Raw genomic sequence first — 19,783 nt, 5'->3', positions numbered from 1 at the left:
CATGCGGGTACGCCCGCCTGCGCCCGTGCTCAGGAGCCGGCCGGGCCGGCCGCCCGGATGATCCTCTCGAGTTCCCCGGCATCGGCGAGATCGTGGGGCCGGACCACCAGGTTGTCGGCGACGTAGAAGAACGCCGCGCGGACCTTCTCGAGGGGCACCTCCTTCAGCCGCGACCACGCGAGCCGGTAGACGGCGAGCTGGACCGCCTTGGCTGCGCGCCGGTCCGGCGACGGCGGCCGTCCCGTCTTCCAGTCGATGAGGTCCCATCCGCCGTCGGCGTCGCGGAACACCGCGTCCACCCGGCCACGCACCACAATGCCGCCGATCTTCGTCTCGATGGGCGCCTCGATCGCCGCGGGCTCCCGCAGGGCCCACTCGGACTGCTCGAAGATCGCCGCCATGTCCGTCAGTCCGAGGGTCTCGTCGACATGCGAATCCGCACCGCCGGGGTACTCGCCGAGGTCGAGCATCCCGCCGGCCCCGTAGAACTCCTCGATCCAGGCATGGAACGCGGTGCCCTTGCGGGCGGCCGACCCCGGTCGCCGGGGCAGCGGCCGCCGCAGTTGCTGCATGACTGCGGCCGCGTCCTCGCGCAGTTCCACCAGGGTCGAGGCGGAGATGTGCGAGGGCAGGGCGAGGGGTATCCGTTCCCGCTCCCGGGCCTGCCGCGCCAGGGCGAGCCGGACCTCCCGACCCCAGCGACCGGCGTCCGGTTCGGTCTCGGGCGTGGGTGCTGCGGCCTGCTCGAGGACCGCCTGTGCCGCGTGGTCGATGGACGGCCGCCGGATGCCGAGCGGATCGAACGGCCACCGTGCCCGCTCCGGGCTCGCGTTCGCCGGGTTCGCGTCCCCCTCCTCCCCTTCCGGGAGCCAGTGCGGCAGGACGACGCCGGCCGTCCCGGATTCGGCGAGCGCCACGAGGTCCGCCAGGTAGGAGGACGGCGCCGACGGTTTCGACCGCCCGCCGCCCCACGCCGAGGACGTGCACACCAGGGCGTGCTTCGCGCGGGTGAATGCAACGTAGGCGAGCCGGCGTTCCTCGCGTTCGGCGTGCGCCCGCGCCTCTCCGGTGAACTCCGTCTCGCTGGCGAGCCATTCCTTCTGGTCCTGCTGCTCCCAGTCCCACTGCGGCAGTTCGGGCGCATCGCCACGCAGGGGCCAGGGGATGGCGGAGTCGCCGCTGCTCCAGCGCGAGTCCTTGCCGCTCGGGAACGAGCCGTCGTTGAGGCCGGGCACGAACACGACGTCCCATTCCAGGCCCTTGGAGGCGTGCACGGTGAGGAGCTGGACCGCGTCACGGCTCGCTTCGAGCTGCGTCACCGGCAGTCCGTCCTCCTCCTGGTCCGCGGCCTCGAGCCAGGCGAGGAACGCGGGCAGGTCGACGCGCTCCGCGGTGGACACGAAGCCGGCGACGGCCTCGGTGAAGGCGTCGAGGTTGCGGCGTGCCTCGTGGATGCTCACACCCGGCTTCGCGGCCACCTCGATGTCCAGCAGGATCGTGCGCTCGACCTCGCCGATCATGCTGCCCAGGTCATCGCCCACGAAGCTCCGGAGGCCGCGCAGTTCGTGGCGCAGGAGCTCGAGCCGCTGCCGGGCGGTACCGCTCAGGGTCCTGCCGGCCGACGACACCCAGTCGAGCGGCGGGAGGTAGTCGACGGCCTCGACCAGGCTCCCCGCCTCGGCGAGGTCGGGGGCCACGACGGCGTCCCTGCCCTGCTCGCGGTCGAGCTCGCCCTCCGGCTCTCCGGCGGACGGGCCGCCCCGGCGGAACATGGCCTCACGCGTCCGGGCCAGTTGCCGGGACCAGTCCCCGAGGGCCATCAGGTCCGCCGGGCCGAGCCGCCAGCGCGCGCCGGACAGCAGCCTCAGCATCGAGTCGGAGCGGTCCGGGTCGCCGAGGACCCTCAGGGTGGCGAGCAGGTCGACGATCTCGGGGGTGCGCAGCAGGCCGCCGAGCCCGACGACCTGCACCGGGATGCCGGCACGCTCCAGTTCCCGCCGGATCGGCTCGAACTGCTTGCGCCCACGGCACAGCACGGCCATGGTGGGCCGGAGCGGCGACCCGTCGTCGTCCGTCTCGAAGCTGCGCCGGCGCTGCCTCAGGGCCTCGCGGGCGACGGCCTCGGCCTCGCTGAGCGAGGTCTGCGGACCGACGGTCGGCTGCCCGTCGGCTCCCGCGGGGTCGTCCGGGGCGGCGTCGGAGCTGCTCGGCGCAGCCTGCCCGGCAGCGGGCGCATCCGTGAGGAACCGCCCCAGCAGGACCTCGCCGAGGGGCGCCCCGGGCCGCGCCACGAGTCCGGGGACCTGTTGGACGGTGGTGTTGCGGAGCCACGGCGCCGGCACGTTGAGCGGAGCCGACACCGTGTTCGCGGCTTCGAGGATGGAGATCGCGTTCCGCCAGGCGACCGACAGGTGCGCCACCTCCGACGGCGCACGGCTCTCGGGGGTCACCCGCGGGAACGCGGTGCGGAAGGTGCCGAGCTGCCCTGCGGACGCGCCCCGGAACCCGTAGATGGACTGGTGGGGGTCGCCGACCGCGGTGACGGAACGCCCGTCGGCGAACAGGCGTGAGAACAGGACCATCTGGGCGTGCGAGGTGTCCTGGAACTCGTCCAGCAGCACCACCCGGTACTTCTCCCGCTCCATCGCCCCGGCCTCCGGGATGTCGCGGGCGATCCTGGCCGCGAGCGAGACGAGGTCGCCGAAGTCGAGCTGCCTGCGTGCGAGCTTCGCGGCGGCGTAGTGCTCGACCAGTTCGGTGACGGTGATGCGGGTGCGCAGCTTGTCCAGCAGGTCCTGGACCTTCTGCGTCGCTGCCCTGCCCGATCCTGCGACGTACGGCCGGGTGGCCACGTGCTCGACGTGGCGGCGGAGTTCTTCCCGGACCGTGGCCGGGCTGACCAGGTGTTCGGCGCACTCCCCCGCCATGCCGAGCACCGCCTTCACGAGCGTGCTCTTCGCTGCCGTGAAGTGCTCCCAGTCGCCGTCGTAGGCCTCGACGACGGCGTGCGCGAGCTGCCAGGACTGGGCGGTCCCGAGCATCACCGAATCACGCTCCACACCGATGCGCAGCCCGTAGTCCTGGACGATCCCGTTGGCGAAGGAGTGGTAGGTGGAGATGGTGGGATCGAGCCGGTCCAGAGCGTCCCCGCCCGCGGGTGCAGGGGCGTCCTGCGCGAGTGCGGCGTAGAGCTGGGCCAGCCGCTGCCGGACCCTCGACGCCAGCTCTCCGGCGGCCTTCCGGGTGAAGGTGACGCCGAGGACCTGTTCGGGGCGCACGAGGTCGTTGGCCACGAGCCAGACGACCCTGTCCGCCATGGTCTTGGTCTTCCCCGAGCCCGCGCCGGCGATGACCAGCAGCGGCTCCAGGGGTGCCTCGATGACGCGTGCCTGATCGTCGGTCGGGTACTGGACGGGGGCATCCGGGTCCGTGTGCAGCAGCTCCGCGAGTGCCCGGGCCGAATACCGTGCTGCCCGTCGTGCAGCGGCCACTACTGCGTCACCTGCTTTCCCTCTTCGCACAGGGGGCAGACTTCGGGCAGCCGGCATCCGCTGCCGCCGAACCCCGACCGGCGGGGGTCGTGGACGGTGTCGAACGTCGCGGCGGACATCAGCGCGGCGGCGTCCTCGATCATCGTCCTCGCCCAGGTGTCCTCCGGTCCCACCGGGGGCTGCACCTGCACCGCGACCCCCTTGGCCTTCGTGCCCAGCTGGACCAGTGCAGCGCCCCCCGGTGCGGTGCCTCCGGTGTTCGCGGCCTCCTCGGGCGCGGCCTGTGGGGCGTCCGGTGTGCCGTCCGTGTCCTGGTCGCCGAACCGGGCACCCGCGGCCAGGGCCGTCTGGTAGGCGGCGAGCTGCGGGTGGCGTGGGATGTCCGCCTGCGCGGGCGAGCTCCTGCCCGTCTTGAGGTCGACGACGACGAAGCGACCGTCGGCGTCGACCTCCAGCCGGTCGATCTGCCCGCGCAGGCGCACGAGCCGTTCGGCGTCCGCCAGGCGGAGCTCGAGCTCGACCGCGAAGTCGACCTCCGTGGCCAGCAGGCTGCGTCCGTCCTTCCGCATGGAGAGCACGTAGGCGGCGAGCTTCCGCACCATGGTCTCGGCGCGCCGGAAGTCGGACCGGCCCTCCCAGGTGTCCTTGATCCCCAGCTGCGGCCAGCGCCGTTCGAGCTCCCGCACGTACTCGGTGCCGGTGGCCTCCGGGAGGTCCTGGGCGATCTGGTGGACGAGCGTGCCGAGGGACCGGGCGAAGTCGGTGGTCCGCTCCCCGCCCGCGGCGGAGACGAACCAGCTCAGGGGCGAGGCGAGCACGGACTCGACCTTGGAGGGCGATACCGGGATCGGCTGGTCCATCGGCACCACCGGGTCCTCGCTGGTCATGCCGAGCACGCCCCACCACCGGGCCGGATGCGCTCCCGGCACCGGCGGCTCCAGCATTGCCATGCGCCCGAGGTGCCGGGCGGCCTCCGTGGACAGGGCCGGGCTCGCCTGCGGGTCCTGCGCGAACTTCCGCAGCTCGGCGACGAGCGCGCGGAGGGTGAGGGGGCGCAGGACCTCGGTGCGCGGTCGCGCTGCGATGCCGGGCGGCAGGGGGTCGAGCACGTCGAGGAACGGTGAGGGCTGCTCGTCCTGGGAGGCGACGGCGCAGCACACCAGCTCCTGCGTGGCCCGGGAGACGGCGAGCGAGAAGGTCCGCAGCTCGTCGAACCGGATGTCCTGCAGCAGGGACACCGGGTCCCGGTTGCTGCGGAACGATTCCCCGTAGTCGAGCAGCGCACGCAGTTCACCCGATCCGAGGAGTTCTCCCCGCAACCGGAGATTGGGCCAGACGCCGTCCTGCACACCCGCCACGATCACGAGCGGCCAGTGCCTGCCGGCGGCACTCGCGGGCGTCAGGACCGACACCGACGCCTGGCGGGCGATGCGCGTCGTCAGGGTGTCCATGGGGATGTCCTGGCTGAGGATGTAGTCCAGGAACAGTTCCGGGTCGGCGCCGGGCATCTGTTCCACGAATCGCTCCGCGGTCTGGAAGAGGGCCATCATCGCGTCGAGGTCGCGGTCGGCGCGGCTCGAGGACGGCCCCTCGGACAGGGCTGCGGCCGACCACTGCTGCGCGAGCCCCGAGGCGGACCACAGCGCCCACAGGACGGTCTCGGGATCGCGTCCGGGATCGGCGGCCGCGGACCGCCCCGCCTCCAGCATGCGGGCCAGACGCCGGACCGGCGCTCCCTCGGACGGCAGGGCGGCAATCTGCTCCGGCGCGGAGAACAGGGCGGTGAGGAGTTCATCGCTCGTCCGCCCCCCGCCCTCCTGCAGCTCGGTCCGCCGGAGGATCTGGCGCAGGCGCCGGAGATCCAGGCTGCCCGCCCCGCCGATCCGCGAGGTGAGCAGCGAGATGCACAGCTCCGTGTCGAGTTCGGTGCGGCCGACGACGACGGCGAACAGCTCGAGCAGGGGGCGCACGGCCGGTTCCTCCCGGATGGCGGTCTCCGCGGCGGGGACGTTCACGGCGATGCCCTGGGCCGTGAGGAACCGCTGCACCGCGGACACCTGCGCACCGTTGCGGACGATCACGGCGATGTCGTCGAGGCTGCGCTCCCCGAACAGGTGCGCCTCGAGCACGCGCTGGGTGATGAACCGCTGTTCGTGGAAGGCGCTGTCGAGGACGTGGGCGGACATGGCCGGGCCGTCCGTCGTCGTGCCGTCGGTTCGAGGAGCCTCCACGTTCCGGTAGGCCGTGCTGATGCCCGTGGTCGCGATGCGCGCCGCGACGTTGCTCCACGCCCCGGCGAGCGGGCCGTGGAGGGTCAGCGACCCCGGCAGGGTGACCGTGGTCAGGCCGCCCCCGCGGCGGAAGAGGGTGGACAGGCGTCCGGTGAGTTCGGGGCGTGCTCCGCGGAAGCCCTGCGCCACCACGTCCGGGCAGGAGGTGATGACGACGTCGTTGCCTGCCCCGATGAGCCCCAGCAGGGCATGGACGGCGGGGTTCGCCTCCTGGTAGTCGTCCACGAGGATCAGCTGCAGGCGCCCCCGCTCCCGGTCGAGGAAGTCGCGGTCCGTCTCGAGGATCTCGCGGGCGGCGGTGAGGATGCCGGCCGGGTCGAAGGCCTCGGGCATGCGGAGGTCCAGGACGTCGCGGTATTCGCGGTAGAGAGCGGCCGCTGCGACCCAGTCCGGGCGGTCGAACCGCTCGCCCCAGGCGGAGAGCTCCTCGGCGGGGACCCCGTACTCGCTCACGCGGTCGAAGAGGTCGCGGATCTCCTGCCGGAAGCCGCGGGTCGGCAGGGCGAGGGCGAGGCCGGAGGGCCAGTCGAGTCCCGGAGCGCCGTCGCGTCCGTGGCCGGAGAGGAGCTCCTTGATGATGAGGTCCTGTTCGGCGCCCGAGAGCAGCCTCGGTGCACGGGTGATGGCGGGGGTGCGGCCTTCGGCCCTGGCCCGGCGGATGAGGTCGAAGGCGTAGGACGCCCAGGTGCGGGCGGGCGCCGTGCTGATGCTGCGGTCGAGTTTGGCGGTCAGTTCGTCCCGGAGCCGCGTCGAGGCCGCGCGGGTGGGACCGAGGAGGAGCAGGCCTTCCGGCGCCACGGTCCCCGCCCCGATACGGGCGACGGCGAGGTCGGTGAGCAGGGACGACTTGCCACTGCCCGGCGCACCGAGGACCAGCACCTGACCGGTCACGTCCGTCAGCGACCGGAGCACGTCGGCGTACCCTTCCGCGGAGGCCGTGGCGGCGCCGTCGCCGAGGGCTGTCGACGGAGCGTCAGGAAGAGTGCTGGTCATGGATCAAGACCATCACACGCCACGGACAAACAGGGGCATCGCAACGGGCCCCGGCGTCAGGGACCGGCGCGTCGCAGGGACGCGCCGACGTCGTCGAGGACGGCCTGTTCCTCCGCCGTGGGCCACCAGCGGGCGGAACGCAGATCCACGCGGTACTCGCCGGGGTCGGTGCTCCCCTGCGGCACGCGGAGCGGCGTGCCCTCGGTCCCGTAGTGTGCGCGGGCACGCAGGGCCAGGCCGTGCGGGGGGTGGCCGCCGGCGCGCAGGACACGCCACCAGGGGACGTCCCGGGTGGTGCGGGACAGCGCCCTGCCGACCTGGCGGGGCCCGCCGCGGTCGAGGAGTTCGGCGATGTCCCCGTAGGTCAGCACCTTCCCGGCGGGGATCAGTGCGGTCACGGCGAGGACGGCCTCGCAGTAGTCGTCCGGGTCGGTCCGCGGCGTCGGGTCGGCGCCGGGGACGAGGGCGGAATCCGGGACGGGCCCCCGCCCGCCGGGATGCTCGCCGGCTCGTCGCTCCATGCGCTCCACCCTAGCCCGGCGGGCCGCGCAGGCCGCACGCCTATTTGGTCGGAGCCCGCCCGTACGGTGGTCCCATGACGAGCTGGCACGAAGGCCCGAGGGCCGGGTTCGACCTCGAGACGACGGGGCGGGATCCGCTGACCGCGCGCATCGTCACCGCGACGATCGTGCTCGTCGACGGCGACGGGGACGTGCTCGAGCACCATGAGTGGCTGGCTGATCCGGGTATCGACATCCCGGAGGGCGCCGCGGCGATCCATAGCATCACGACGGCACACGCGCAGGCGCACGGCCTGCCGGCCGCGGAGGTCGCCCACGGGATCTCGGCCGTCCTGGCGCGCTTCTTCTCCGCCGGCATCCCCGTGCTGGCCTTCAACGCCCGGTACGACTTCACGGTGCTGGCGCAGGAGGGGCGCCGCCACGCAGCCCGGGTCCCGGTGCCCTCGCCCGTGATCGACCCCTACATCATGGACAAGCAGGCGGACCGGTACCGGCGCGGCAAGCGGACCCTGACGGCCGTGTGCGAGCACTACGCCATCCCGTTCGAGAACGCACACACGTCGGCGGCCGACGTCCTCGCGACGCTCCGGGTCGGTGCGGTTCTCGCCGAGCGGTTCGCGTTCCTCCGGCGGCCCGCCACGGATCTGCATGCCTCACTCGTCGTCTGGGCCGATCGGCAGGCGGCGAACTTCGAGGAGTATCTCCGCCGGACGGAGCCCGACGCCGTCATCGAGCGGGCGTGGCCCGTCGTCGCCGGCGCCCCCGGACAGCAGTCGGACCGGGCCGACGATCGACCAGCACAGCCGGTCGACCAGTTCAGCTAGTCGACCGGCACGGCCTCCGCTGCTGCCCGCGCGGCCGCCGGAAGGGCGGCGTGGATGCGCTCCATGGCGGCGGCGTCGTGCGCCGCGGAGAGGAACCACGCCTCGTACACGGACGGCGGGAGGTACACGCCCGAGTCGAGCATGGAGTGGAAGAAGGGCCTGTAGCGGAACGCCTCCTGCCCCTGGGCGTCGGCGTAGTTCCGCACGCCGTGCTCGGCGGTGCCGAACGCGACGCTGAAGAGGTTCCCTGCCCGCTGGATGGAGTGGTCGACGCCGGCCTTCGCGAGCTCAGCGGTGAGGGCATCGCCGACCTCGAGCGAGCGCGCGTCGACGTGCCGGTAGACGTCGTCCGTTGCGGCGGTGAGGGTCGCGACGCCGGCCGCCATGGCGATCGGGTTCCCCGACAGGGTGCCCGCCTGGTAGACCGGCCCGATCGGCGCGAGGTAGTTCATGACGTCCGCGCGCCCTCCGAGCGCCGCGGCCGGGATGCCGCCGCCGATGACCTTCCCGAAGGTCAGCAGGTCCGGTGTCCACGGGTGCTCGGCGTCGTCGGCGCCGCCCGTGAGCTTCCAGTACCCGCCCGGGTGGGTGCGGAACCCGGTCATGACCTCGTCGACGATGAACAGCGCGCCGTGCTCGGAGGTGATGCGGCTGAGGAAGGCGTTGAAGCCCGGCGCCGGGGTCACGACCCCCATGTTCGCGGGAGCGGCTTCGGTGATGACGGCGGCGATGCGCTCGCCGTGCGTGCGGAAGGCCTCCTCGACGGCTTCGACGTCGTTGTACGGCAGCACGAGCGTCTCCGCGGTCGTCGCCTCCGTGACGCCGGCGGAACCGGGCAGCGCAAGCGTGGCGACCCCCGAGCCGGCGGCCGCGAGGAGGCTGTCCACGTGCCCGTGGTAGCAGCCCGCGAACTTGACGATCAGGTTCCGGGACGTGAAGCCCCGCGCGAGCCGGACGGCGGTCATGGTCGCCTCGGTCCCGGTGGACACCATGCGCAGCAGTTCCACGGCGGGGACGCGCTCCTTGACGAGCTGCGCGAGGTCGGCCTCGGCCGGCGTCGAGGCGCCGAAGGTCAGCCCGTGGTCGACGGCGCGGTGCACGGCGGCGATGACGTCCGGATGCGAATGGCCGAGCAGTGCCGGGCCCCACGAGCAGACGAGGTCCACGTACTGCTTGCCGTCGGCATCGGTGACGTAGGCGCCGTGCGCGTCGACGAGGAAGCGCGGCGTCCCGCCGACCGAGCCGAAGGCACGGACGGGCGAGTTGACGCCTCCGGGCATGAGGGCGCGGGCGCGCGCGTAGAGATCCTCGGACGTGCTTGCTGGTGGTGTCGTCATCGGTGCGGTTCCTTCGCTGTGGGAGTTCAGTGGGTGGGCTCGTCGAGCCAGAGCGCGAGCTCCGAGGCCCAGTAGGTCAGGATCATCTGGGCGCCGGCGCGCTTGATCCCGAGGACGGATTCCTCGATGGCGCGGCGTCGGTCGATCCAGCCGTTCGCGGCCGCGGCCTCGATCATCGCGTACTCCCCCGAGATCTGGTACGCCGCGACGGGGACGGGCGACATGGCGGCGACGTCGGCGAGGATGTCCAGGTAGCTCATGGCCGGCTTGACCATGACCATGTCGGCGCCCTCCTCGATGTCGAGTTCGACTTCGAGGATCGCTTCACGGCGGTTCGACGCATCCATCTGGTAGGTCCGGCGGTCGCCGACGAGCTGCGAGTCGACAGCCTCGCGGAAGGGCCCGTAGAACGCGGAGGCGTACTTGGCGGCGTACGCGAGCACCACGGCGTCCTGGTGTCCGGCCTCGTCCAGCGCCTGGCGGATGACGGCGACCTGGCCGTCCATCATCCCGGAGGGGCCGAGGACGTGCGCGCCGGCCCGCGCCTGCTCGACGGCCATCTGCGCGTACAGCTCCAGGGTCGCGTCGTTGTCCACTGAGCCGTCGGCGGCGAGGACACCGCAGTGCCCGTGATCGGTGAACTCGTCCAGGCAGACGTCGCTCATGACGACGAGGGAGTCGCCCACCTCGGAGCGGACGTCGGCGATCGCCCGGTTGAGGACGCCCTCCGGGTCGATGCCCGCGCTGCCGGTCGCGTCGCGATGCTCGGGGATGCCGAACAGCATGATGCCGCCGACGCCGCGCTCGACGGCTTCCGCGGCCGCCCGCTTCAGGGAATCCGTGGTGTGCTGCACCACGCCGGGCATGGAGAGGATGGGCGAGGGTTCGGCGAGCCCTTCCCGGATGAACGCCGGCAGGATCAGCTCGGACGGGTGGACGCGGTACTCGGCCACCATGCGCCGCAGGGCGGGGGTCGAGCGCAGCCTCCGGGGCCGGTGCTGGGGGAAACTCATGGCTGATCTCCGTTCGATGGTGCGGCATGCGAGGTGGGTGCGTCGTCCTGCGCGAAGGCGTCCGCCGCCGCCCGGGCGATCCCCTGCGGCGTGGGGTCGGCGGCCGTGGCGGCCGCCACCCACCCCTCGGACCGGAGCGCTCCGGCCGTGGTGCGGCCGATGGCGACGGCCCGGAAGGACAGCGGGCCGGTGCCCAGCCTGTCACGGAACTGCCGGACCGCGCTCGGGGCGGTGAAGACGATCGCGGGCCGGGGACCGCCGGACGCGAGTCCCAGGAGGTCGTGGAGGGACAGCATGGGCGGTCTCGGCCCGTCCTCCTCGACGCCGGGCACGCGGCGCGTGGACTCCGCGGGGTAGGGCACGGTGCGGTAGGCCTCGACGCGGTGGACGGTCCGGCCCGAAGCCGCGAGTCCTGCACGGAGGTCGTCCGGGGCGAGATCCGCCTGGGGCAGGAGCACCGCGCCGGGTCCGGACGGGAACGCCGTCAGCAGACCGGCCGACGACGCCTCGCCGGGCACCAGGTCGACGACGACGCCCGCCGCGGCCAGCGTCGACGCGGTCGCGGTGCCGACGGCGGCGACCCGCGCTCCCGCGCGGCGGACGAGGGTGGCGAGCGGCGTACCATCGGCCGCAGCGAGCATCCCGAGGGCCTGGACGGCGTTGGCGCTGGTCACGACCAGCCACTCGTACCCGCCCTGCCCGAGGACCGCCAGCGCTCGGGCGACGTCGTCGGTGTCCGCGGGGAGCTCCGTATCCGTGAGCGGCAGGGCGTAGGCGGTCATGCCGCCGGCGCGGAGGGCGTCGGCGATCCTGACCGCCCGGGCCGGCTGCCGGAGGACGACCACGGGCCGGTCCCCTGACCAGCTGACCATGCGGGCTAGCTGTTCAGGGGCGCGATGTCGGCCGCGCCGGCGGCGAGCAGCTCCTCGGCGAGCTCGAGACCGAGCTGCGCGGCGGCGACCGCATCGGTGGCCGGCGCCGAGCGGGTCAGGCGGATCATCGACCGGCCGTCCAAACTGCACACCACGGCCTCGAGGGCGAGTACGTCGCCCTGCAACCCCGCCAGGGCGCCGATGGGCGCCGCGCAGCCCGCCTCCAGCTGCAGGAGGACGGCGCGCTCGGCCGTCACCGCGAGCCGTGTGGGCAGGTGGTCGTAGGCGGCCAGGGCGTCGCGCACCCCCGGGGTCGCCTCGCTCTCCCGGCACTCGATGGCGAGGGCTCCCTGGCCTGCGGCGGGCAGCATGACGTCCGTGTCGATCAGCTCCGTGATCGCCTCCTCGCGCCCGAGCCGCCGCAGCCCCGCCGCGGCGAGGACGACGGCGTCGAGGTCGCCGGGCGCCCCGGGGACGAGTCCGGCGACGCGTCCGAGCCGGGTGTCCACGTTGCCGCGGATGTCCACGACCTCGAGGCCGGGCCGCGCGGACCGCAGCTGCGCGGCCCGCCGCGGGGACCCCGTGCCTACGCGCGCGCCGTCCGGGAGGGTGGCCAGGGTGAGGCCGTCCCTGGCGCAGAGGGCGTCGCGGACGTCCTCGCGCTCGGGTACGGACGCTACCGTCAACCCCGGGGCGGGCAGCGTGGGGAGATCCTTGAGCGAGTGCACCGCGACGTCGCACCGCTCCTCGAGGAGGGCGTCGCGGAGGGCTGCGACGAAGACGCCGGTACCGCCGATCTGCGAGAGCGAACCCTTGAGGACATCCCCCTCGGTCCGGATCCGCACGAGCTCGTACGGCACGCGGGCGAGCTCGGAGACCCGCTCCGCCACCGTCGTCGTCTGCGTCATCGCGAGGGCGCTGCCCCGCGTGCCCACCCTGATGGCTGCGCTCATCACGTACCGGGGTTGGGCAGGGACGTTCCCACGGTGGAGTCGACGGCGGCGACGGTCGGCTTCTCCCCGCGGCGGTTCGCGCAGCAGTTCGGGCGGCACACGTCGAACCAGGGTCCGAGCGCCGTCGCGGACGGGCGGTCCGCGATGTTGTCGTCGACGGTGCGCTCGAGGATGAGGTCCACCAGCCCCTCGACGAACTTCCGGTGCGTGCCCGGCGTCGGCACGCGGTCCGCGACGATCCCGAGTTCGCCGCACGTCTCCATGGCCTCGGTGTCGAGGTCCCAGGCGACCTCCATGTGGTCGGAGACGAAGCCGAGAGGGACGATCACGACGCCGCGCGTGCCGGCCTCGTAGCGGTCGCGGAGTGCGTCGCTGATGTCGGGCTCGAGCCACGGGATGTGCGGGGCGCCCGAGCGGGACTGGTACACGAGGGACCACTCGACGCCGGCGGCCTCGGGGATGCGGTCCAGCACGGCCTGCGCGGTCGCGAGGTGCTGCGCCACGTAGGCGCCCTCCTCGTAGGCCGGTCCGCCGTCGCCGTCGCGGGGTCCGGCGGCCTCGGCGTCGCCCATGGGGATGGAGTGCGTGGAGAACATGATGTGGACGGGCGCGTCCGGGGTGCCCTGCCCGGCGAGTCCGGTGCGGACCTTGGCGAGACCCTCGGTCACGCCCTCGACGAACGGTTCCACGAAGCCCGGGTGATCGAAGTACTGGCGGACCTTGTCCACCTCGAGCCGGCCCTCGAGCCCGGTCTTCACGAGCGCCATGCCGAGGTCCTCGCGGTACTGGCGGCAACTCGAGTAGCAGGAGTAGGCGCTCGTGGTCACGGCGAGCACCTTGCGGTGCCCGGCGTCGTACGCCTGCTGCAGGGTGTCGGCGATGAAGGGCTCCCAGTTGCGGTTGCCCCAGAAGACGGGCAGGTCGATGCCGCGGCGGCGAAGCTCGGCCTCCATGGCGGCCCGCAGGGCGCGGTTCTGGCTGTTGATGGGGCTCACTCCGCCGAATGCGCGGTAGTGGTGCGAGACCTCCTCGAGGCGCTCGTCGGGGATCCCGCGGCCGCGGGTCACGTTCCGCAGGAAGGGGATGACGTCGTCCTGCCCCTCCGGTCCACCGAAGGAGGCGAGCACGACGGCGTCGTATGCCTTCGGTGCCATCCGCCCGTTCTCGTCGACTCCGTCGAGGGGGTTGAATGCCTGTGTCGTCACTGGAGCACCTCTGCAATCTCGTCGTGGCTGATCCGCCGGCCGGTGTAGAACGGCACTTCTTCGCGGACGTGGCGCCGCGCTTCGGTCTCCCGGAGGTACCGCATGAGGTCCACGAGGTCCACGAGCTCGGGAGCTTCGAGTGCCAGGATCCATTCGTAGTCGTTGAGGGCGAAGGATGACACCGTGTTGGAGATCACCTGCGGGTACTTCCGCCCCTTCATGCCGTGGTCGGTGAGCATCTCGCGCCGCTCGTCCGAAGGGAGGATGTACCACTCGTAGGAACGCACGAACGGGTACACGCAGACCCACTCCGCCGGCGCGACCCCGCGGGAGAACGCCGGGCTGTGCGACTTGGAGAACTCGGCGTCGCGGTGCACGCCCATGGCGGACCACGCCACCGTGGTCGCGGCGAAGGCGTCGGTGCGGCGCAGCGTCCGCACGGCGGCCTGGAGATCCTCGGGGCGGGGTCCGTGCAGCCAGACCATCACGTCGGCGTCGGCGCGCAGGCCCGAGACGTCGTAGAACCCGCGGAGGACGACGCCGTCCTGCTCGAGGGTGGAGAGGACGTCCGCCAGGGGGTGCGCGCCCGAGCCCGTGGCCGCGGCCTCCCGCTTGAAGACGGTCCAGAGGGTGTAGAAGAGCTCTCCGGGGGCTTCGGCGCCCTCTCCGGTCGGCTGTGGAGCGTGGGCGGGTGTGCTACCGGTGAGCTCAGTCATGGTACTAGTCTGCCCCTGCCCGCAGGCGAACCGAAATCGCTTTCTTCTACGATGCGTAGAAGAGATGAAGGTCACACGGCGGGTGTCCGGCCGCCCCCGACCAGGGCATCCGCGAGCGCGTCGGCCCGTGCCCGGGCGTCGTCGATGACGGCGACCAGCCCGGTCCCGGCGAGCCAGCCCCCGGCCACGGCGAGGGACGCCGACTGCTCCGCGACGAGGGCCCGGATGCGTGCGACCCGCTCCCGGTGCCCTACGGAGGCGTGCGGGAGGGCGCCGGCCCAGCGCACCACGTCCCAGTCGAGCACGTCGGCTTCGCCGACGGGTACGCCGAGCAGGGCCGAGGCGTCGGCGAGGGCGTGGCGGTAGAGGGCGTCGTCGGGCGTCTCGATCCCGACGGCGGTGGGCCGGTCCCCGACGCGGCCGAAGGACAGCCGGAGGACGTGGGAGCCGGGCCCGGCCTGTTCCCGCAGCCACGCCCACTTGGCCGTCGCGTGGGTGAGCGCCTTCGCGGCGACACCCTCGACCCCCCGGGCGACGAGCACCCCGGTGCCCCGGGGCCGGGCGTCGAGCTCCGGGACGTCGACGATCAGGGTGACGAGGGCGACGCCGGGCACGGGATCGGGGCGCTCCTCCGCCAGGGCGGGGAGTGCCGGGACGAGGAGGTCCACGGCGCCCCTGCCCTCGGTGGCCACGAGCACGGCGTCCGCCGGAAGGCGGTGCGAGAGGGCCGAGTGTTCCGTCGTCACGATCCACCCGGAGCCCGAGCGGGCGAGGCCGCTGACGTGCTCGTTCGACCGCAGGTCCACCCCGTCCTCGCGGAGCTGCCGCACGAGCGCGTCACGGAGCTGGGCGATGCCGCCGACGAGACCGCCTACGGCGGCACCGGCCGGAGCGGCCCGGCGCAGGGCGCCCGCCGCGGCACCGAGGGAGCCCAGGCGGCCCATGGTCGAGCGCAGCCCCGGCGCCACGGAGTCGACGTCGAGGTCGTCGGGGTCGGCGGAGAAGACGCCGCCCGCGACGGGCGCCACCAGGCGGGTGAGGACCTCCTCGCCCATCCTCGTCCGGACCAGGTCCCCGAGACTGACTCCGGGGCGGGTCGCGAGGGTACCGACCGGGAGCACCTTGTCCCGGGCGGCCCGGAGGGAGCCTGCGCGGCCGAGGATCGCGCTGATCGAGGGTTCGGAGGGGTCCGCGGGGATCCCGAGGACGCCGGAGTTCGGCAGCGGCCGCGCGGCAGCCAGGAGGTCCCTGCCGGGCAGCTGCACCCAGGCACCCGTGGCGTCGGGGGCTACGATCCGGTCGCCCAGCCCGAGTTCGTCGGCGAGCGCCGGCACGGTGGCGGACCGCGTGGAGAAGGATTCGGCGCCGCTGTCGAGCTGGAAGCCCCCGAGCACGCGGCTGTCGACCGTGCCGCCGAACCGGTCGGATCTCTCGAGCACGGTGACGCGCAGCCCCCGCTCCACGAGCGTCCGCGCCGCGACGAGGCCTGCCATGCCCCCGCCGACCACGACGACCGATCGGGGGCGGGCGCGCTCCGGCGGGACTCCGGCCGGTTCCGCCGGCACCCGGTCCGCCCCCGCCGCCCTCGTCACGGCTACGGCTCCACGGAATGGATGAGGTCGACGACGCGCGTCAGGACGTCCGGGTCCGTCTCCGGCGGGACGCCGTGCCCGAGGTTGACCACGTGCCCCGGCGCCGAGGCCCCGGCGGCGAGGACGTCGCGGACGTGCTGCTCGAGGACGGGCCACGGGGCGGGCAGCAGGGCCGGGTCGATGTTGCCCTGGAGGGGTACGGTCCCGCCGAGGCGGCGGTTCGCCTCGTCGAGGGGCAGACGGTAGTCGACGCCGATGACGTCCACCCCGACCTCGTGCATCGCCACGAGCAGCTCCGAGGTGCCGGTGCCGAAGTGGATCAGTGGCGCGCCGAGGCCCCGGACGTGGTCCAGGGCCCTGCGGGAGGCCGGTGCCACACGCCGCCGGTAGTCCGCGAGGCCGAGGGACCCGGCCCATGAGTCGAACAGCTGGGCGGCGCTGGCGCCGGCCTCCAGCTGGGCGCGCAGGAACATGCCGGAGGCGTCCGCCGCCCATGCGGTCAGGGCGCGCCAGGTGTCCGGATCGGCGTGCATCATGGTGCGGGGGCCGAGGTGGTCGCGGGACGGCTTGCCCTCGACCATGTAGGCCGCCAGGGTGAACGGGGCACCCGCGAACCCGATCAGCGGGGTGGATCCGAGCTGGGCGACCGTGAGGGCCACGGCCTGCCGGATCGGTTCCAGCGCCTCGTCCGTCAGCGTGGGCAGCGCGGCGACATCGGCGGCGGAACGGACGGGCGTCCCGAGCACGGGTCCCACGCCGGGCACGATATCGACGTCGACCCCCGCCAGCTTGAGCGGGATCACGATGTCGGAGAAGAAGATCCCGGCGTCCACGTCGTGCCGTCGCACGGGCTGGAGGGTGATCTCCGACGCCATCTCGGGATCGAGGCAGGACTCGAGCATGTTGGTGCCCTCGCGCAGGGCGCGGTACTCCGGCAGCGACCGTCCGGCCTGGCGCATGAACCAGACGGGGCGCCGGTGCGGAGCCTGGCCCCGGTAGGCGGAGATGAGGGCCGATCCGGACGTGCGTCCGTCGACCAGCGGGTGCGATGCTCCAAGGTCCATACCGCCGATTCTGCCGAAGTTCCCCCCGGATGGATAACCGGAGCTGCAGGATCGGGCCCGGGGTGGCCAACATCACCCCGGGCGCGAGGGGCGATATTCCGCAGGTTTCCGCGGAATGCAAGCCTCGGGTAAGCCTTGCCTATTCGGTGGAAGGTCCCCGTCCTCGATATGATCGGAGCGCTGTGGTACTTCTTTCACTTGTCGCGACACATTCGAATGTGGACCTGGAAACCGTTGCCCGACTCAGCGTCGGGGCGCCCCAGGTCCCTTCTGCTGCGCTCGCCGAGGACCGGTCCGTCTCCGGCGCCGTGGTCCTCGCGACCTGCAACCGCTTCGAGATCTACGCCGAGGCCCCGTCCGAGGACGACATCGAGGCTGCCCGTTCCGCGATCGTGGCGGCCGTGAGCGAGTACTCGGGCATCCCCGAGCAGTCCGTATCCTCGTCCTTCGAGACGCACACCGGCCAGGATGTGGCCGAACACCTCTTCGCCGTCGGTGCAGGCCTCGATTCGGCCGTCATCGGCGAACGGGAGATCGCCGGCCAGGTCCGTCGGGCCCTCATCGAGGCCCAGGGCTCGGGTGCCGCCAGCGGCGGCCTCGTCCGCCTCTTCCAGGCTGCCTCCCGGACCGCGAAGGACGTCGGCGCGCAGACGGCGCTCGGCAGCCGGGGTCGGTCCATCGTCTCCGTGGCCCTCGAGCTGGCCGGCGACCTCTCCGAGGATGCCGACTGGTCGGCCAAGACCGTGGTGCTGTTCGGCACGGGAGCCTACGCCGGGGCCACGATGGCAGCCCTCAAGGACAAGGGGTGCACCGACGTCTCGGTCTTCTCCTCCTCCGGGCGGGCCCAGGCCTTCGTCGCTACCCGCGGCGGGACGGCGCTCGCGGCCACGGACCTGCCGGCCGCCCTGCGCCGGGCGGACGTGGTCATCGGCTGCAGCGGCAGTGACGCACGCATCGACGCCGCCGACATCGAGCGGGTACGCGAAGGCAGTGCCCGTCCGCTCGTCATCATCGATCTGGCCCTGAGCCACGACTTCGACCCCGCCGTCGCGACCCTCGACGGCGTCGAGCTCATCACCCTTGAATCCGTCCGCGCGGCGGCACCCGAGGAGCAGGCCGACGCCCTGGTGCAGGCCGGCGACCTCGTGCGCGAGGCCGCGCGTTCCTTCGAGGAGCAGCAGGCCACGCGGGCGATGAATGCGGCCATCGTGGCCCTCCGCCAACACACCCAGACAGTCCTCGACGCGGAGATGGAGCGCGTCCGTGCCCAGCACGGCTGCACCGCCGCCGCGGAGGAGGTCGAGTTCGCCCTGCGGCGCATGGTCCGCCAGCTCCTGCACGTCCCCACCGTCCGTGCCCGCGAGCTCGCCGCAGAGGGACGCCAGGACGAATACACCGCAGCCCTCGAGGCCCTCTACGGCATCGACGTGGTACCTGCGCCGTCGGCCGCCGTCACCGCCCCGGCTGCGGGAGCACCCGCCGCCCTCCACACCGACCATGCCCACCTCGACGGTGCCGTGTGTCCCGTGGACCACGAACGGCCCGCGCAGAGCGCCTGACCGTCGGGCGCCGGTGCACCACCGGACGTCCGGCCCACCGGGTCCCGGTGGATCCTAGTAGGTCATCTTCTCCGGTTCGATCGCCCGTACCCATTCGATGATGCCTCCGTCCACCGACCAGACGTCCCGGTGACCCCTGCTGCGGAGGTGGCGCACGACGTCGGCCGAACGGACCCCGGACTTGCAGTGCACGTAGACCGTCCTCGTGCTGTCCACGGCGGCGGTTCCTTCGAGGATCAGGGGCTTCGGGACGAGCATCGCACCGTCGATGCTCACGATCGCGTGCTCCTCCGGGTTCCGGACGTCCAGCAGGTCGAAATCCGCGGAGCCGGCCGCCCGCGCGGCGAGGAGCTCCGCGAGTTCCCCGACGGACACGGTGGGCACCTCCGCCGGATCCTGCCCCGTCGCCGCGGCGGACGCGGAGGGCAGTCCGCAGAACTGCTCGTAGTCGATCAGTCCGGTGATGCGCGGAGCCGTCGGATCCGGTCTCACGCGCACTTCCCGCCAGCTCATGTCCAGGGCGTCGAACACCAGCACTCTGCCGAGGAGGGTCCGGCCGACGCCGGTGATGAGCTTGATGGCCTCGTTCACCATCACGGACCCGATCTGGGCGCACAGGACGCCCAGCACACCGCCTTCCGCGCAGGACGGCACGGAGCCGGGCGGCGGGGCATCCGGGTACAGGTCGCGGTAGGTGGGGCCGCGGTCCTGCCAGAAGACGCTGACCTGCCCGTCGAAACGCAGGATGGACCCCCAGACGTACGGCTTGCCGAGGATGGCCGCCGCGTCGTTGACGAGGTAGCGCGTGGCGAAGTTGTCCGTGCCGTCGAGGACGAGGTCGTACCCGGAGAAGAGTGCCAGGGCGTTGGAGGTGTCGAGCCGCTCCTCGTGCAGGACCACCTCGACCAGCGGATTCAGTGCGAGGATGCTGTCGCGCGCCGATTCGGCCTTCGACCGGCCGAGGTCCGGGACGCCGTGGATGACCTGGCGCTGCAGGTTGGAGAGCTCGACGTCGTCGTCGTCCACGATGCCCAACGTGCCGACGCCCGCCGCCGCGAGGTACAGGAGGGCGGGTGAGCCCAGCCCGCCGGCGCCGATCACGAGGACGCGGGCGTTCTTCAGCCGCAACTGCGCCTCGGTGCCGAAGCCGGGGATGATGAGGTGCCGCGAGTAGCGCAGGGTCTCCTCCCGGGTCAGGCTCCCGACGGCGTCGACCAGGGGCGGCAGGCCCGCCGGGCTGTTCTCGGGGGCATGCGCGGACGAAGTGGTAACGGTCATGCCCAAGGGTATTCCGCGCCCGCACGGCCGGGCCAGCCGCCCGGGGTGGGTAAACTGGTCCGACGCCCCCCCCG

At 72.9% G+C, this 19,783-nt stretch carries 14 protein-coding genes; 2 read left to right on the top strand and 12 right to left on the bottom strand.

The genetic code is table 11. The features are described 5' to 3' along the window. Window positions 1-29: 29 nt before the first annotated feature. Genes AC4D2E_RS03080 through AC4D2E_RS03070 form a run of 3 tightly spaced genes read right to left on the bottom strand, consistent with a single transcriptional unit; the run spans window position 30 to window position 7,296 of the window. A complete protein-coding gene (locus AC4D2E_RS03080; protein WP_490951615.1) occupies window positions 30-3,548 on the bottom strand; it encodes an ATP-dependent helicase in 3,519 nt (1,172 codons plus the stop codon). Beyond that, window positions 3,491-6,775 carry an ATP-dependent helicase gene (locus tag AC4D2E_RS03075; RefSeq protein WP_490951614.1) on the bottom strand — a complete coding sequence of 1,095 codons (3,285 nt, stop codon included), beginning with the start codon at window positions 6,773-6,775 and terminating at the stop codon, window positions 3,491-3,493. Before AC4D2E_RS03075 ends, AC4D2E_RS03080 begins: the two co-directional genes overlap by 58 nt. Window positions 6,776-6,831: 56 nt before the next feature. After that, window positions 6,832-7,296: an MGMT family protein gene (locus AC4D2E_RS03070; protein ID WP_490909765.1), complete on the bottom strand. Its 465-nt coding sequence runs from the start codon at window positions 7,294-7,296 to the stop codon at window positions 6,832-6,834. Between the two features lie 74 nt (window positions 7,297-7,370). On the opposite strand from AC4D2E_RS03070, the gene AC4D2E_RS03065 reads away from it, so the two are divergent. Further along, entirely contained in the window at window positions 7,371-8,120 is a 750-nt protein-coding gene (locus AC4D2E_RS03065) for a 3'-5' exonuclease (protein ID WP_490951613.1), read from the top strand. On the opposite strand, the gene hemL is transcribed toward AC4D2E_RS03065, so the two are convergent. The 8 genes from hemL to hemE form a co-directional block, all read right to left on the bottom strand. Continuing rightward, window positions 8,117-9,457: a glutamate-1-semialdehyde 2,1-aminomutase gene (gene hemL, locus AC4D2E_RS03060; protein ID WP_490951612.1), complete on the bottom strand. Its 1,341-nt coding sequence runs from the start codon at window positions 9,455-9,457 to the stop codon at window positions 8,117-8,119. The genes AC4D2E_RS03065 and hemL overlap by 4 nt on opposite strands. Window positions 9,458-9,483: 26 nt before the next feature. After that, window positions 9,484-10,470, bottom strand: a complete 987-nt coding sequence (gene hemB / locus AC4D2E_RS03055) for a porphobilinogen synthase (protein ID WP_490951611.1) — start codon at window positions 10,468-10,470, stop codon at window positions 9,484-9,486. Next, window positions 10,467-11,342: a uroporphyrinogen-III synthase gene (locus AC4D2E_RS03050; protein WP_490951610.1), complete on the bottom strand. Its 876-nt coding sequence runs from the start codon at window positions 11,340-11,342 to the stop codon at window positions 10,467-10,469. The genes hemB and AC4D2E_RS03050 overlap by 4 nt, the downstream gene beginning before the upstream one ends. A 5-nt stretch (window positions 11,343-11,347) precedes the next feature. After that, the gene (hemC, locus tag AC4D2E_RS03045) at window positions 11,348-12,295 is read right to left on the bottom strand and encodes a hydroxymethylbilane synthase (protein WP_490951609.1); all 948 of its coding nucleotides are present in this window, start codon (window positions 12,293-12,295) and stop codon (window positions 11,348-11,350) included. Then, complete coding sequence (locus AC4D2E_RS03040) at window positions 12,295-13,449, bottom strand: ferrochelatase (RefSeq protein ID WP_490952311.1); 1,155 nt, start codon at window positions 13,447-13,449, stop codon at window positions 12,295-12,297. Before AC4D2E_RS03040 ends, hemC begins: the two co-directional genes overlap by 1 nt. A 47-nt stretch (window positions 13,450-13,496) precedes the next feature. Beyond that, the gene (hemQ, locus tag AC4D2E_RS03035; protein WP_104165982.1) at window positions 13,497-14,216 is read right to left on the bottom strand and encodes a hydrogen peroxide-dependent heme synthase; all 720 of its coding nucleotides are present in this window, start codon (window positions 14,214-14,216) and stop codon (window positions 13,497-13,499) included. Between the two features lie 71 nt (window positions 14,217-14,287). After that, window positions 14,288-15,808, bottom strand: a complete 1,521-nt coding sequence (hemG, locus tag AC4D2E_RS03030; RefSeq protein WP_490951608.1) for a protoporphyrinogen oxidase — start codon at window positions 15,806-15,808, stop codon at window positions 14,288-14,290. A gap of 2 nt (window positions 15,809-15,810) precedes the next feature. After that, window positions 15,811-16,872: a uroporphyrinogen decarboxylase gene (gene hemE / locus AC4D2E_RS03025; RefSeq protein WP_490951607.1), complete on the bottom strand. Its 1,062-nt coding sequence runs from the start codon at window positions 16,870-16,872 to the stop codon at window positions 15,811-15,813. Between the two features lie 182 nt (window positions 16,873-17,054). On the opposite strand from hemE, the gene AC4D2E_RS03020 reads away from it, so the two are divergent. Further along, window positions 17,055-18,431 (top strand): glutamyl-tRNA reductase, encoded by a 1,377-nt coding sequence (locus AC4D2E_RS03020; protein WP_490951606.1) that lies wholly within the window; start codon window positions 17,055-17,057, stop codon window positions 18,429-18,431. Window positions 18,432-18,485: 54 nt separating this feature from the next. Here the strand turns inward: AC4D2E_RS03020 and moeB are convergent, their stop codons facing one another. Then, window positions 18,486-19,709, bottom strand: a complete 1,224-nt coding sequence (moeB, locus tag AC4D2E_RS03015; protein ID WP_104165988.1) for a molybdopterin-synthase adenylyltransferase MoeB — start codon at window positions 19,707-19,709, stop codon at window positions 18,486-18,488. Window positions 19,710-19,783: the final 74 nt, after the last annotated feature.

The sequence above is a fragment of the Arthrobacter sp. TJ-265 genome (assembly GCF_058269135.1).
This window is presented reverse-complemented; position numbering and strand designations above follow the sequence as displayed.

Bases quoted from the DNA above. Each gene is read 5' to 3' on its own strand.
- AC4D2E_RS03075 (WP_490951614.1), bottom strand. From the start codon at position 6,775: ATGACCAGCACTCTTCCTGACGCTCCGTCGACAGCCCTCGGCGACGGC.
- hemE (WP_490951607.1), bottom strand. From the start codon at position 16,872: ATGGACCTTGGAGCATCGCACCCGCTGGTCGACGGACGCACGTCCGGA.
- AC4D2E_RS03070 (WP_490909765.1), bottom strand. From the start codon at position 7,296: ATGGAGCGACGAGCCGGCGAGCATCCCGGCGGGCGGGGGCCCGTCCCG.
- AC4D2E_RS03065 (WP_490951613.1), top strand. From the start codon at position 7,371: ATGACGAGCTGGCACGAAGGCCCGAGGGCCGGGTTCGACCTCGAGACG.
- hemQ (WP_104165982.1), bottom strand. From the start codon at position 14,216: ATGACTGAGCTCACCGGTAGCACACCCGCCCACGCTCCACAGCCGACC.
- moeB (WP_104165988.1), bottom strand. From the start codon at position 19,709: ATGACCGTTACCACTTCGTCCGCGCATGCCCCCGAGAACAGCCCGGCG.
- AC4D2E_RS03080 (WP_490951615.1), bottom strand. From the start codon at position 3,548: ATGCCGGCTGCCCGAAGTCTGCCCCCTGTGCGAAGAGGGAAAGCAGGT.
- AC4D2E_RS03040 (WP_490952311.1), bottom strand. From the start codon at position 13,449: ATGGCACCGAAGGCATACGACGCCGTCGTGCTCGCCTCCTTCGGTGGA.
- AC4D2E_RS03050 (WP_490951610.1), bottom strand. From the start codon at position 11,342: ATGGTCAGCTGGTCAGGGGACCGGCCCGTGGTCGTCCTCCGGCAGCCG.
- hemB (WP_490951611.1), bottom strand. From the start codon at position 10,470: ATGAGTTTCCCCCAGCACCGGCCCCGGAGGCTGCGCTCGACCCCCGCC.
- hemC (WP_490951609.1), bottom strand. From the start codon at position 12,295: ATGAGCGCAGCCATCAGGGTGGGCACGCGGGGCAGCGCCCTCGCGATG.
- hemL (WP_490951612.1), bottom strand. From the start codon at position 9,457: ATGACGACACCACCAGCAAGCACGTCCGAGGATCTCTACGCGCGCGCC.